14 protein-coding genes are annotated in these 13,676 nt (G+C 69.6%); 6 read left to right on the forward strand and 8 right to left on the reverse strand.

The features are described from left to right. The first annotated feature begins 153 nt into the window (after positions 1-153). From ACIBVN_RS47340 to ACIBVN_RS47355, 4 genes are all read left to right on the forward strand, one after another. The gene (locus ACIBVN_RS47340; protein WP_397147142.1) at positions 154-846 is read left to right on the forward strand and encodes a GAP family protein; all 693 of its coding nucleotides are present in this window, start codon (positions 154-156) and stop codon (positions 844-846) included. Positions 847-886: 40 nt separating this feature from the next. Continuing rightward, a complete protein-coding gene (nhaA, locus tag ACIBVN_RS47345; RefSeq protein ID WP_397147144.1) occupies positions 887-2,686 on the forward strand; it encodes a Na+/H+ antiporter NhaA in 1,800 nt (599 codons plus the stop codon). 42 nt (positions 2,687-2,728) lie between these two features. Next, positions 2,729-3,184, forward strand: a complete 456-nt coding sequence (locus ACIBVN_RS47350) for a hypothetical protein (protein WP_397147146.1) — start codon at positions 2,729-2,731, stop codon at positions 3,182-3,184. Positions 3,185-3,266: 82 nt separating this feature from the next. Continuing rightward, positions 3,267-3,626, forward strand: a complete 360-nt coding sequence (locus tag ACIBVN_RS47355) for a hypothetical protein (protein WP_397147148.1) — start codon at positions 3,267-3,269, stop codon at positions 3,624-3,626. Here ACIBVN_RS47355 and ACIBVN_RS47360 read toward each other — a convergent pair. Further along, complete coding sequence (locus ACIBVN_RS47360) at positions 3,613-4,065, reverse strand: hypothetical protein (RefSeq protein WP_397147150.1); 453 nt, start codon at positions 4,063-4,065, stop codon at positions 3,613-3,615. The genes ACIBVN_RS47355 and ACIBVN_RS47360 overlap by 14 nt on opposite strands. 46 nt (positions 4,066-4,111) lie before the next feature. On the opposite strand from ACIBVN_RS47360, the gene ACIBVN_RS47365 reads away from it, so the two are divergent. Next, a complete protein-coding gene (locus ACIBVN_RS47365; protein WP_397147152.1) occupies positions 4,112-5,089 on the forward strand; it encodes a helix-turn-helix transcriptional regulator in 978 nt (325 codons plus the stop codon). Here ACIBVN_RS47365 and ACIBVN_RS47370 read toward each other — a convergent pair. Genes ACIBVN_RS47370 through ACIBVN_RS47400 form a run of 7 tightly spaced genes read right to left on the reverse strand, consistent with a single transcriptional unit; the run spans position 5,074 to position 12,096 of the window. Further along, positions 5,074-6,072: an ABC transporter ATP-binding protein gene (locus tag ACIBVN_RS47370; RefSeq protein WP_397147154.1), complete on the reverse strand. Its 999-nt coding sequence runs from the start codon at positions 6,070-6,072 to the stop codon at positions 5,074-5,076. The two genes, ACIBVN_RS47365 and ACIBVN_RS47370, sit on opposite strands and share 16 nt — an antisense overlap. Further along, a complete protein-coding gene (locus tag ACIBVN_RS47375; RefSeq protein ID WP_397147156.1) occupies positions 6,069-7,049 on the reverse strand; it encodes an ABC transporter ATP-binding protein in 981 nt (326 codons plus the stop codon). Before ACIBVN_RS47375 ends, ACIBVN_RS47370 begins: the two co-directional genes overlap by 4 nt. After that, complete coding sequence (locus ACIBVN_RS47380) at positions 7,046-7,879, reverse strand: ABC transporter permease (RefSeq protein ID WP_349451883.1); 834 nt, start codon at positions 7,877-7,879, stop codon at positions 7,046-7,048. The genes ACIBVN_RS47375 and ACIBVN_RS47380 overlap by 4 nt, the downstream gene beginning before the upstream one ends. Beyond that, positions 7,876-8,856 carry an ABC transporter permease gene (locus tag ACIBVN_RS47385; RefSeq protein ID WP_397147158.1) on the reverse strand — a complete coding sequence of 327 codons (981 nt, stop codon included), beginning with the start codon at positions 8,854-8,856 and terminating at the stop codon, positions 7,876-7,878. The genes ACIBVN_RS47380 and ACIBVN_RS47385 overlap by 4 nt, the downstream gene beginning before the upstream one ends. After that, positions 8,853-10,457: an ABC transporter substrate-binding protein gene (locus ACIBVN_RS47390; RefSeq protein WP_397147160.1), complete on the reverse strand. Its 1,605-nt coding sequence runs from the start codon at positions 10,455-10,457 to the stop codon at positions 8,853-8,855. Before ACIBVN_RS47390 ends, ACIBVN_RS47385 begins: the two co-directional genes overlap by 4 nt. After that, on the reverse strand, positions 10,454-11,164 hold the full coding sequence (locus ACIBVN_RS47395) for a PIG-L deacetylase family protein (protein ID WP_397147162.1): 711 nt from the start codon (positions 11,162-11,164) through the stop codon (positions 10,454-10,456). The genes ACIBVN_RS47390 and ACIBVN_RS47395 overlap by 4 nt, the downstream gene beginning before the upstream one ends. Further along, on the reverse strand, positions 11,161-12,096 hold the full coding sequence (locus tag ACIBVN_RS47400) for a GNAT family N-acetyltransferase (protein ID WP_397147164.1): 936 nt from the start codon (positions 12,094-12,096) through the stop codon (positions 11,161-11,163). The genes ACIBVN_RS47395 and ACIBVN_RS47400 overlap by 4 nt, the downstream gene beginning before the upstream one ends. Before the next feature lie 273 nt (positions 12,097-12,369). Between ACIBVN_RS47400 and ACIBVN_RS47405 the strand changes: the two genes are divergently transcribed. After that, positions 12,370-13,653: a PHB depolymerase family esterase gene (locus tag ACIBVN_RS47405; RefSeq protein ID WP_397147166.1), complete on the forward strand. Its 1,284-nt coding sequence runs from the start codon at positions 12,370-12,372 to the stop codon at positions 13,651-13,653. Positions 13,654-13,676 lie beyond the last annotated feature (23 nt).

Here is a 13,676-nt window from a genome sequence, read left to right on the forward strand (position 1 = left end):
AGGCTGGCCTGTTTGGTCAGTCAATCCCTTTTCATAACCCCAAACCACCTGCAAAGATTCCCGTCGTCCATGCCAGGGTGCGAAGAAGTGTGTACGCCGGGTTCAGCCCGGCGGAGGAGGCGGGCACCGGCCCGGAGGCAGCAAGATCGTGGCATGACGATCGGACTGCTGGTCACCCTCGCCGCCCTGGCGCTCGTCGACAGCACCAGCTTCGGCACTCTCGGCATCCCCATCTTCCTGCTGCTGACCCCTCGGACGGGCACAGAGCGAGCGGGGCTGCCGATCTACCTCGCCACCCTGGCGGTGTTCTACTTCCTGGTGGGGGTCGCGCTCATGCTGGGGCTGTCCACGGCGATGGAGCGCTTCGGCGACGTGCTGCGCAGCGGTCCCGCGTACTGGGTGCAGCTCGTGCTCGGGGTCGGGCTGTTCGCGCTGAGCTTCCGGTTCGATCCCAAGCGGTGCGCGAAGCTGGGCAAGCCGGAGCGGCGCTTCGAGCCGCGGGTGGGCGGTCCCCGGGTGATGGTGCTGCTGGGGCTGACCGCCGGGGCGCTGGAGGTGGCCACGATGGTGCCCTACCTCGCCGCCATCGGCATCATGACCACCTCGGAGCTGCCCGCCGGGCAATGGCTGCCGGTGCTGGCCGCGTACGTGCTGGTCATGATCCTGCCGCCGCTGGTGCTCATGGCGCTGCGCGGCGTCGCGGGAGCCTGGCTGGAGCCGAAGCTGGAGCGCCTGCGAGCCTGGATGAGCAAGCACGCGGCGTCGGCCCTGAGCTGGGGGCTTGCCATCGTCGGGTTCCTGCTTGCCCGGGATGCGGCGTTTTATCTGTTCTTCCGGAGCCCATAGGATCGGATGCCTCCGCTGGGTCTTCGGGGGGAGATCTGAGATGTTGCGGGCGTTCCTGAGGACCGAGGCAGGCAGCACGAGCGTGCTGCTGATCGCCACGGTCCTCGCCCTGCTCTGGGCCAACTCGCCGTGGGGCGGCACCTACGACGCGTTCTGGCACACGCAGATGGGGATCTCCTTCGGGGACGCCGAGTTCTCGCTGGACCTGCGGCACTGGGTCAACGACGGCCTCATGACCGTCTTCTTCTTCCTCATCGGGCTCGAGGTCTCGTACGAGGTGCGGCTCGGGCAGCTCAGGGACCGGCGGCTCATCGCCGTGCCCGCGGTCGCGGCGTTCGGCGGGATGCTGGTCCCAGCCGGCATCTACCTCCTGCTCAACGCCGGCGGTCCCGGCGCGGGCGGGTGGGGCGTGCCGATCGCCACCGACACCGCGTTCGTGCTGGGCGTGCTGGCCGTCGTCGGCGCCCGCTGCCCCGATCCGCTCCGGGCGTTCCTGCTGACGCTGGCCATCGTGGACGACGTGCTGGCGATCATGATCATCGCGATCTTCTACACGGCCAGCATCGCCGTCCCCGCGCTCATCACCGCCGCCCTGCTGCTCGCCGCCATCGTGACCCTGCGGTGGCTGAAGATCTGGCGGGCGCCCGCCTACATCGTGCTGGGGTTCTCGCTCTGGGTGGCCACCCTCGAAAGCGGGATCCACCCGACGCTGGTCGGCATCGCCCTTGGCATCCTGGTCTTCGTCTACGCGCCCACCGACCACAAGCTGCTGCTCGCCGGCGAGGCCGTGCAGGAGTTCACCAGCGAGCCGAGCGCGCAGGCGGCCAGGGAGGCCGCGCGGCGGGTCCAGCGCGCCGTCTCCGTCAACGAGCGGCTCCAGCTGCGGCTGCATCCGTGGAGCAGCTACGTGATCGTGCCGGTCTTCGCCCTGGCCAACGCCGGGGTGCCGCTCGACGGCGAGAGCCTGCGGGCCGCCGTCACCTCACCCGTCTCCATCGGCGTGGCGCTCGGCCTGGTGCTGGGCAAGTTCGCCGGGATCTCCCTCGGCACGTGGATACCGCTGCGGTTCAAGTGGGGGATCCTGCCGGGGAACCTGGTGTGGGGGCAGCTGCTGGGCGGCGCGGCCGTCTCCGGGATCGGGTTCACGGTGGCGCTGTTCATCGTGGACCTGGCCTTCGCCGACGATCCGGTCATCCGCACCCAGGCCAAGATCGGCATTCTGGCGGGCTCGCTGCTGTCCGCCGCGATGGGCTGGGTGATCTTCCGGCTGGCGTGGGACCGGGGCGGGGTGTGCGCGCCGCCCGAGGCCGAGCCCACCGAGGAGCTGCCCGACAGGCTCACCGTGCCGGTCGGGCCCAGGGATCATGTGCGGGGACCCGCGGACGCCGCGGTGACGATCGTGGAGTACGGGGACTTCGAGTGCCCGTACTGCGGGCGGCTGCACCCGATCCTGGAGGAGCTCCGTACCAAGAATCCCGATATACGGCTGGTTTTCCGGCATTACCCGCTGCCGACGCTGCACCCGCGGGCCACGGCCGCCGCGATCGTGTCCGAGGCGGCGGCAGACCGGGGGAGGTTCTGGGAGATGCACGACATCCTCTTCGACAACCAGCGCTTCCTCACCGACGCCGACCTCGAGCACTACGCCGCCGAGCTGGACGTCAGCCCCTGGGCGGACGTGTCGGACCACACCGCGCGGATCGCCCGCCACCAGGAGTCCGGACGGGACAGCGGGGTGCGCGGCACCCCCACACTCTTCCTGAACGGCGTGCGCTACCAGGGCCCGCTGGACCTGAATTCGATCAGCAGGGCAGTGGAAGACCTCCGCGAATCCCCGTAACGTCGTCGAGTCCGCTTTTCTACCCCCGATCGGAGTTCCTTGATGTTCCAGTCCGTGATCGGCGGCATTCTCAACTATGGCGTATGGGCCGTCCTGCTGCTCGCCGGCATCGCCGTGACCGCGATGGGCAGGCGCAACCACGGTTCCGCCGCCTTGATCGGCATGTTCGGGTGCATCCTGCTCCTGGTTGGAGTGGCGTTCAACGCCTTCACGGCCTACGTGGTGTACCCGTCGATGGACAGCCCCTTCGGAGCGACCATCTTCATCACGAACCTGATCTCCCTGGTCCTCCACGCGAGCGGCACGGGCCTGCTGATCTGGGCCGTGGTCGCCCGCCGGAAGCCGAGCCAGCCCGCCCAGCCGCCGCAGGGGCCTCAGGGACCCGGCTGGCAGCAGCACTCGCCGAACTGGCAGGAGCAGCAGCAGCAGCCGTTCCAGCAGCAGCAGCCCGGCTGGCAGAACCCGCCGCAGCAGCCCTACGGCGGGGGCCAGGGCTGAGGAGTCACGGGACGGGTCCGCCGGCCAAGTGTGACAATGGCTGGGCAAGCTCCGAAACTCCGCAGCCGTTCCTGAGGAGACCATGACTCGAGAGCAGCCTGACCCCCGGGGACAGGATCCCCTGGAGACGATCAGGCACCGCTACCCCCGCCCGACCCAGCCTCCCCGTCCGGGCACTCCGCCGCCGCAACGGCAGGGTCCCGCGCGGGGGCCGCAGGAGCCGCCGTCCACGCGGCGGCTCCCGTACACGCCGGACATGCTGCCCGACGTGCCCCTCTACGAGGCCAAGCCGCCGAGATCCGCCTGGTGGTGGGCGGTCGTGGCCGGCGCGCTCGTGCTGCTGATCGCGGCCATCGCCGTGGCGGCGGTCCTGTGGGGACGCGCCAGCGCCGACGCCGCCCCGCGCGCGCTCCAGACGGGGATCGCACTCACGCCCGGCTGAAGTCCATCGTCCAGTTCGTCTCCCACGTCTGCCCGCCGTCCGCCGAGAACGCCTGCTCCCAGCGGGCCGCGTCCGGTCCGTTCACCGTCCAGATGAACCGGCACCGCACCGGCCCGCCCTCATGGGTCTCCTCGCCGTAGAACTCGCCCCGGTTCCCCTCGAACGCCCCCACCATGGGCCTGGTGTCGAGCACGCCCCTCGAACTGCTGGCCCAGTAGATGGACCACTGCCGCGTCTCGCGGTTGAACACGCGTACGGTCAGCCCGCTGAACCCCTTGGTCGGGAACGTGACCTCGTCGAAGCTGGCCGCCCCGTCGAAGTGCCGGGTGGCCACCGAGTAACCGGGGAACTCGTCCCATTCGTCGCTGCCGGCGAGCACCTTCACGAGCTTGCGGTTGGCGACGTTCCAGTGGCCGGCGAAGAAGTCGAAATCGTTCATGCCGCCGAACCTAAGGCGTATTCACTGACAGGTAGTGTCAGTGAATATGCGTGCTTCCCGCCTGGTGTCGATCCTCCTGCTCCTGCAGACGCGCGGCCGGATGACCGCGCAGGAGCTGGCCGACCGGCTGGAGGTCTCCGTACGCACCATCTACCGCGACGTCGAGTCGCTCCACGCCGCCGGCATCCCCCTCTACGGCGACGCGGGCCCGAAGGGCGGCTACCAGCTGCTCGACGGCTACCGCACCAGGCTCACCGGACTGACCCCCGACGAGGCCGAGTCCCTGTTCCTGGCCGGCCTGCCCGGTCCCGCGGCCGAGCTGGGGCTGGGCGCGGTGGTGACGGCCGCGCAGCTCAAGCTGATGGCCGCGCTGCCCGTCGAGCTCCGCGACCGCGCGGGGCGCATCCAGGAGCGCTTCCACCTGGACGCGCCCACCTGGTACCGCGACCAGGAGCCGGTGACCTACCTGCCCGCCGTGGCCGACGCCGTCTGGAACGAGCGCCGCGTCCAGGTCAGGTACCGCCGCTGGAAGGCGCCCCAGGAGGTGGAGCGGCGGCTCGACCCGTACGGGCTGGTCGTCAAGGCCGGACGGTGGTATCTCGTCGCGCGGGCGGGCGAGGACGTGCGTACCTACCGCGTCTCCCAGATCCTCGACCTGCACCCGCTCCCCGAGCGCTTCACCCGGCCCGGCGGCTTCGACCTCGCGGCCTACTGGCAGGGGTACCTGGCCGAGTTCGAGGCCCGGCTGCGGTGGGGCGAGGCGGTGGTGCGGCTGTCGCCGCGCGGCCTGGAGCGCCTGGCCGACCTCATGACCCGCGGCGTGGTGGCGGCGGCCGGCGAGAGTGCGGAGCCGCCGGACGAGGAGGGGTGGACGCGGGTCACCGTGCCGATCGAGTCGATCGAGCACGCGCTCGCCGAGTTCCTCCGGCTGGGCACGGATGTCGAGGTGCTGGCCCCTGCCGAGCTGCGCGAGCGCATGGCGGCCACCGCCGCAGAACTCGCCGCCCGCTACCGTCCCGTCTGAGCCGCGCCGACGTGGGCCTGCCAGCAGTGCGTCCAGCGGCCCTCCCCCAGCTCGGTACGCCCGGGCGCCTCCTCCGAGCACACCGGCAGCGCCACCGGGCAGCGCGGATGGAACCGGCACCCGCCCGGCGGGGCGATCAGGCTGGGCGGCTCGCCGTGCCGCGTGGCCTCGGGCGGGGTCACCCGGTCGGGGTCCGGCGCCGACTCCAGGAGCAGCTGCGTGTACGGGTGCCGCGCCGACTGCGTGAGCGCCTCGCTCGGCCCGCTCTCGATCAGCCGCCCGGCGTACATGACCGTGATGTCCTGCGCGAAGTACCGGGCACTGGCGATGTCGTGCGTGATGTACAGCAGCGCCAGCCCGCTCTCCTCGGCCAGCCCTTCCAGCAGCCGCAGCACGCCGAGCCTGATCGACACGTCCAGCATGGACACGGGCTCGTCGGCGATCAGCGCGACGGGCCGCACCGCCAGCGCCCGTGCGATGGCCACCCGCTGCCGCTGGCCGCCGGACAGCTCGTGCGGCAGCTTGTCCATGAACTGCTCGACCGGCGTGAGGCTGACGCGTTCGAGCAGCTCGGCGACCTGTTCCTGTTCGTGCGCGGCCGAGCGGACGTGTCCGTGGATGCGCAGCGGCCTGGCCAGGTGGTAGCGCACCCGGTGGAAGGGGTTCAGCGAGGCGAACGGGTCCTGGAAGATGAGCTGCACCTGCCGCCGGTAGTCCCTGAACGCCGCCCCGCGATGGGCGCGCACCGGCTCGCCGCGCAGCAGCACCTCGCCCGACGTGGCCGGATACACCTGCGCGAGCAGCCGCGCCACCGTGCTCTTGCCGCAGCCGCTCTCCCCCACCAGCGCCGACACCGTCCCGGCGCGCAGCGCGATCGACACGTCCTCCACGGCCCGCACCGGCGGCCGTCTGCCGAGGCGGCCACGGGGGCCGCGGGCGGCGGTGAAGTGCTTGGTGAGGTTACGGCCCTCCAGAACGATCACGATGCATCCTCCAGACCACGGCCGCCGTTCAGCAGGCACGCGACATCGCCCTCGAACGCGGGCAGGACCGAGGAGCACTCCGCCACGGCCTGCCCGCAACGCGGATGGAACGCGCATCCCGGCGGCAGCGACCTCAGGTCGGGCGGGGTGCCGGGGATGCCCAGGAGCTGCTCGCGCGGCCCGTGCAGGCGCGGGAACGAGCGGAGCAGGCCCAGCGTGTACGGGTGGCGCGGCGACTTGTGCATGGCCTTGGCGCTGCCGGTCTCCACGACCCGGCCCGCGTACATGATGGCGATCCTGTCGGAGATCTCCATCAGCAACGACAGGTCGTGCGTGATGAACACCACCGCGAAGCCGTACTCCTCCCTGAGCGCCCTGATCTCGTGGAGGATGTCGCGCTGGACCACCACGTCGAGCGCGGTGGTCGGCTCGTCCATGACGATGATCTCGGGGTTGAGCGCGAGCGCGATGGCGATGGCCGCGCGCTGCCGCATGCCGCCGGACAGCTCGTGGGGGTACGAGCGGCGCCTGTCGGCGCTGATGCCGACGCGTTGCAGCAGCTCGACCGCCTTCTCGGTGCGGTGCTTGCGGGACAGTCCCGGAGCGTGGATGCGCAGGACGTCGTCGATCTGGGCGCCGACGGTGCTGACCGGGTTGAGCGAGTTCATGGCGCTCTGGAAGACGACGGCCAGCTCCTTCCAGCGGAAGGCCCGCAGCTCCCTTTTGCCGAGGCCGAGCACGTCCACGGACGAGCCGTCCTGGCGGCGGTAGACGACCGAGCCCGAGGTGATCGCGGCGGGCGGGCGCAGCAGCCGGGCGACGGCGTTGGCCAGCGTGGACTTGCCGCTGCCGCTCTCGCCCGCCAGACCGAGGATCTCGCCGCGCCGCAGGTCGAGCGAGACGCCGGCGACGGCGTGCACGGCGCCGCTGCCGGACAGGTAGTCGACACTCAGGTCGCGGATCTCCAGAACGTTCATGTGCGGGCCTTCACCTTGACCGTTTTGACCGTTCGCAGGCGGGGGTTGGCGATCTCGTCGATGCCGAAGTTCACCAGCGCGAGCCCGGTGCCGATGAGCGCGATGCACAGCCCGGGCGGGATGAACCACCACCATGCCCCGATGAGCAGCGCCTGCCCGTTCTGTGCGAAGTAGAGCATGCTGCCCCAGCTCACGGTGGACAGGTCGGCGAGGCCCAGGAACGACAGCCCGGCCTCGGCCAGGATCGCCGCGACCACGGTGGCCAGGAAGCTGGTGGCGATGACGGGCAGCAGCACGGGCAAAATCTCGAAGAAGATGATCCGGAACGCCCCCTCCCCGCTCGCCCGCGCGGCCTGGACGAAGTCGCGGCGCCGTACGGACAGGGTCTGGGCCCGCAGCACCCGCGCGCCCCAGGCCCAGCCGGTGACCGCGATCACCACGGCCACGGACGCGACGCCGCGCTGCGGCAGGTAGCCGGCCAGCACGATGATCAGGGGCAGGGCGGGCAGCACCAGGAAGATGTTGGTGAGCACGGACAACACTTCGTCCACGGCGCCGCCCAGGTAGCCGCCGACCAGGCCGACCGCGACCGCGAACACGTTGGCGATGACCGCCGACAGCAGGCCGACGCCCATCGAGACGCGGGCGCCGTACACGATCTGGGTGAGGATGTCCTGCCCGGTCTGCGTGGTGCCCAGCCAGTGCGCGGCCGACGGGCCCTGGAGCCCGTCGTCGCTGGTCGCTGCGGGGTCGGCGCCGATGAGCAGCGGGCCGAAGACGGCCATCAGCGTGAAGAAGACGAGGATCCCGGCACCGATCTTGATCTTCATTCGGACTCCTGCCTGGTACGCGGGTCGAGCACCACGTACGCCAGGTCGGCCAGGAAGTTGGCGACGAGCACGGCCAGCGAGATGACGAGGAAGATGCCCTGCATGAGCGGGAAGTCCTCGTTCTCGACACCTTTGAGGAGCATCGACCCGATCCCTGGGTACGAGAAGACGATCTCGGTCAGCACGGATCCGCCGACGACGAAGCCGAGCGACAGGGCGAAGCTGGTGATGTTGGGCAGGATCGCGTTGCGGGCCGCGTACGCCCACATGACCCTCCTGGAGGTCAGCCCCTTGGCCTCGGCCATCACCACGTAGTCCTCGCCGAGCGTGGTCACCATGACGTTGCGCATGCCGAGGATCCGGTCCGCCATGGACGCGACCACGATCGTCACCGCGGGCAGCGCCGCGTGGTAGACCACGCTGCCGGCGAACTCGCCGGTGAAGCCGGGCATCACCTCCAGCCCGTACGCCCTGGACACGGGGAACCACTGCAGCGTCACCCCGAAGACGAACACGAGCGCCAGCGCCACCCAGAAGTACGGCACCGCGTGCATGAACGTGGCGGCGGGCAGCACCCCGTCGAGCCAGGTGCCCCGCTTCCACGCCATGAGCACGCCCAGCGAGGTGCCCACCAGGTAGCTGATCAGCGTGGCGACGCCGACGAGCCCGACCGTCCACGGCAGGCTGTCGGCGATGACCGCGGACACCTCGGTGGGGAAGAAGGTGATCGAGCGGCCCAGCTCCCCTTGTGCGAGATTGCCCAGGTAGTCCAGGTACTGCTGCCACAGGTTGGCGTCGCTGATGCCGAACGCCCGCCGCATCGCGTCGATGGCAGCCGGGTCGACGTTGCCTTTCATGCGGGCCACCAGCAGCTCCACCGGGTCCCCCGGCATGAGCCGGGGGATCAGGAAGTTGAGCGTGATGGCGGCCCAGGCGGTCAGCAGGTAGAAGCCGAGCCGCCGGGCCAGGAACCTCACTTGGTGGCCGGCTTCAGGTGCAGCAGCACCACGGCCGCGTCGGGCGAGGTGTACGGCGACGGCATCGCGTACGGGTCCTGCTCGGACGGCCAGCCGACGTACTTGTTGGTCCGGTACTGCGCCCACGACGGGCTGTAGAACAGCGGCAGCGCAGGCTGCTTCTCGACCATGATCTTGGCGAGCCCCTGCGTGGCCTGCCGCTGCTCGGCCAGGTCCTCGGTGGCGGCGTACGCGTCGATCAGCCGGTCGGTCTCGGCGTCCTTCCACCGCTCGTAGTTGCCGGTCGCGGCCTCACCGACGGGCTTGGCCAGGCCGCCGAAGAGCATCTGGCGCATCTGGAAGTACGGGGTCGGGCCCGAGGGGGTGGCCCTGATCGACAGGTCGTAGTTCCCCTTGCCGACCTTCGACACCCAGTCCTGGAAGGCCACGCCCCTGGTCTCGACCGTGATGCCGACCTTGGCCAGGTCCTCCCTGATGAGCTGGGCGGCGTTCACCCAGTCGGTGAACGGCGACGGCACCAGCAGCGTGAACTTCAGCTGGGCCGGATCGACGCCCTTGAGCAGCTCCTTGGCCTTCTCGACGTCCACCTTGAACGCGGCGTCCTTGTACTCCGGCGGCACGTACGCCTCGCCGCCCGGCATCGGCACGCCGGTCGGGTGCGCGACCTTGGTGTAGCCGCGCTCGGCCACCTTCACGATCTTGTCCCGGTCGACGGCGAGGCTGATGGCCTGCCGTACCTCCGGCTTGGCCAGGACGGGGTTGGTCAGGTTGGGCAGCAGCGTCACGACGCCCTCTGGCGGGAAGAAGAACTTGTTCTGCTCCGGCTTGCCCTGCACGAAGATCTTCTGGATGTCCGGCACGAACGCGCCCGCCCAGTCCACCTCGCCCTGCTGGAGCGCCGTCTGCAGGGCATTGGCCGTGTATGCGGGGAAGCGCAGCAGCGGCACCTCCGGCTTGCCCGGCTGCCAGTAGGACGGGTTCTTCTCCATCTCGTAGAGCTGCGCCGAGAACTTCGACAACTTGTACGGTCCGGTGCCGACCGGCTTGGAGTTGGTGAACGTCACCGGGTCCTGCTGCTTCTCCCACAGGTGCTTGGGCACGATGGGCGAGCCGCCGGCGATGTTGTAGAGCTTGGCGTACGAGGTGCTCTTGAAGTCGACGCGCACCTTGTCCGGAGCCAGCGCCCGCGCGTCCTTGATCTCCAGCGCGGACGTGTTGAGCTGCGCGTGGTCCTTCAGCATCTGGAACGTGAAGGCCACGTCGTCGGCGGTGAACGGCTGCCCGTCGGTCCACTTCACCCCCTGGCGGAGCGTGAACGTGAGCGACTTGCCCTTGTCAGCCCATTCGTACTTCAGAGCCAGCCATGGGGTGATCTCTCCGGGCTTGAGCTTGTTGAAGTACATGAGGGTCTCGTGGATCATCCCGCTCGTGCCGAAGTTCACGCCTTCGAGGTGGTACGGGTTGAAGTCCTCCTGGAAGATGCCGGCATCGATGGCGTGGATCACCAGCGGCGGCGCGCTCGTGCCGTTCTTGGCGGGAGAGCCGCCGCTCGAACAACCGGCGACGGCCAAGGCGGCGAGTACTGCGAGAATGCGTTTCATTGGGGGGTGGCCTTTCCGAAATACTTCGTCCGGAGGTCGCGCGAGCCCTTCGGGGCGGCGAAGGCCTGGGCACGGCCGAATCCGGCTGGTGCGCCGCGCACGATCGTCAGCGCGCGGTAGTAGTCGACGTACGGGAAGCCGTAGGTCTCGCCCCGGGCGTAGGCGTACCCGGTGATCGCCTGTGACCAGAGCTCGTACGCCTCCTCCGTCAGCTCGACGAACACGTCGGGGACGAACCCCTCCGCGTCCTCCCAGTTGTCGGCGTAGTAGAGCTCGCCCGCCCAGTGGGCGGGCAGCTCGCGTTCGAGCGTCTTGAGCCCGCCGTAGAAGCGGGCGTCCTCGACGATCCGGTGGGTACGGGCGTGATCCTTGTGGATGGACGCGCTCCAATGGGTCAGGATGACGTCCGGACGCAGCTCCCTGATGAGGTCGCCGACCCGCATCTTGACCTCTTCGTCCTCGGGCAGCAGGCCGTCCTCGTAGTCCAGGAAGCGCACGCCCGCTCCGATCCTGCCGGCGAACGTCTCAGCTTCCTCGCGCTTCTGCTTGGCGTAGTCGGCGACCGGCATGCGGGGGTGGCCGCGTTCGCCGAGGGTGAGGTGGAGGAGCGTGGCCTTGTCTCCGCGCAGGACGTGCTGGGCGAGCACCGCGCCCGCCGTCAGGTCGAGGTCGCCCGCGTGGGCGCCGATGGCCAGGACGTGCGTCATGCCGATCGCCTCATCACGTGGAACCGCCTGGTGACCGCGTAGCCGGCCTTGGTGTAGAGGCGACCGGCGGGGCTGGCCTCGCCGGTCCAGAGGAACCACGACGAGTGGAGCCCTTCGGCGCGCATCATGGTCATGGTGAGGTGGAGGAGGATCTTGCCGAGGCCGGTGCCGCGCTGGTCGGGGTCGACGCCGAAGGGGCCGAAGCGCTCGGGGATGCCGCGGTAGGCCGCGTACAGGGCGAACCCCACTATTCGATCTGTTTTCGCGATGACGATGCGCTTGGGGTCTCGGTGCCGGCGAATCGCCTCGCCCCAGTCGGGATTGAAGGCGTCGGCCGCGAAGCGGATCAGCTCGGGCAGCTCTCCGTCGGCGGGGCTGCGGAAGGCGTACCCCTCCTGCTCGCGCTTGGCACGCAGCTCGTGCACCTCGTCGGGGGTCACGTAGCCGACGAGCGTCCTGTCCATGGCGACCGGCGAGTAGAGCGTCCGGAAGCCGAGCCCGGTCAGCAGCCGGTAGCCGTCGGGGTAGAGCTCGGCGTCCGCGCCCGGGAGCACATAGTTCGGCGTGTACGACGAAAAATCCACCTTCGTCCGCCCGTGGCCCTCAAGGAATGCCAGCGCCTCTCCCAGCAGGCCCCTCCCCAGCCCACCGCCGCGATGCTCGGGGGCGACGAAGAAGAACGGGATCCACCCGGTGTCCGGCTCCAGGTCGGTCCCCGGGGCCAGGGGCGTCAGCCTGCGGACGCCGTACGCGCAGCCGACCACCCGCCCGTCGGAGACGGCCACCCGTAAGCCCTCGGGGTCGAAGTTCGGATCGAGCAGCACGCAGTCGCGGAACCAGCCGGGGGTCGTGGGGTCGGCTGGCATGCTGCGGTTCCAGGCCTCGACCAGGGAGGCCTCGTCACCGGACGCGAAGGCGCGGACTGTGACCATGAGGGTCCTTTCACCTTTGGCTCTCCTGCCACAGCTTTCCCATCGTCAACGGCCAAGGTCAAGAAGATTCGGGAATTAATTTTCTCTCTAGCCGCATCATCAGAAAATTTCTTTTGCGCTGGGACGAGTCGAAACTTTCATGGGATCGCCGTCCTGTCATTGCGCTCCACCGCAGGTCATCCCCCTCCTGCCAGAGGCATCGACCAGCCATGATTGCGTTGCTGAAAGTTTCGTCTCAGACTCGCAATGTTTCAGGCGAACGAGAGGAACCCGATGGACATCAGAGCTCGGATAGCGGGTGCCCTGATCACCGCCGTGACACTCGTCGTCGCGGGGCTGGCCATGGCGCCACCGGCTGCGTCGGCGCAGCTGACGGAGGTGACCGGTTTCGGTACGAACCCGACCAATCTGCGCATGCACCTGTACGTCCCGGACGGCGTCGGGTCCCGCCCGCCCCTCCTGGTGGCGGTGCACTACTGCACGGGATCGGGCCCGGCCTTCTACTCAGGCACGGAGTTCGCCTCGCTGGCCGACAGGTACAAGTTCATCGTGATCTATCCGTCGGCGACCAGGAGCGGCTCCTGCTTCGACGTCTCCTCGCCGCAGGCGCTGCGGCACGACGGCGGCAGCGACCCTGTGGGCATCGTCTCCATGGTCAGGTATGTGCAGCAACGCTACTCCACCGACCCCGACCGCACGTTCGTGACCGGTGCCTCGTCGGGCGCCATGATGACGAACGTCCTGCTGGGTGACTATCCCGACGTCTTCAAGGCCGGAGCCGCGTTCGCGGGCGTGCCGTTCGCCTGCTTCGCCACCACGGACGGGTCGATGTGGAACAGCGCCTGCGCCAACGGCCAGGTCGCCAAGACGCCGCAGCAGTGGGGCGACCTGGTACGCGGCGCGTACCCCGGCTACACCGGCGCCCGGCCGCGCATGCAGGTGTGGCACGGCACGGAGGACTCCACGCTGCGTTACCCGAACTTCCAGGAGCAGATCAAGCAGTGGACGAACGTCCACGGCCTGAGCCAGACGCCGAGCAGCACCGACCAGCCGCAGTCCGGCTGGACCAGGACCAGGTACGGCGGCACCGGCACGATGGCTCCGGTCGAGGCCATCAGCCTGCAGGGCGTCGGCCACAACCTCCCGATGAGCGGGATGGCCGCCCGCGTGATCGCGTTCTTCGGGCTTGACCAGGGCGGCGGGACTCCGACGACGCCGCCGCAGACCCCGACGCCGCCGCCCGGCGGGGCGTGCAGCGTCACGTACACGACGAACACCTGGAACACCGGCTTCACGGCCGCCGTCACGGTCAAGAACACCGGCACCACCCAGCTCTCCTCCTGGGCGCTGACCTTCACGCTCCCCGCGGGCCAGACGGTCACCTCCGTGTGGAACGCCACGATCTCCCCCGCGAGCGGCCAGGTCACCGCCAGGAACGTGAGCTACAACGGCACGGTCGCCCCGGGCGCGTCCGCCTCGTTCGGCTTCCAGGCCACCCACACCGGGAACACCGCCAAGCCGGCGGCCTTCACCCTCAACGGCGCCACCTGCTCGTGACCGACGGCTCGCTTCACCGGGCT

The organism is Nonomuraea sp. NPDC049400 (assembly GCF_044466425.1).
Lineage (GTDB): Bacteria > Actinomycetota > Actinomycetes > Streptosporangiales > Streptosporangiaceae > Nonomuraea.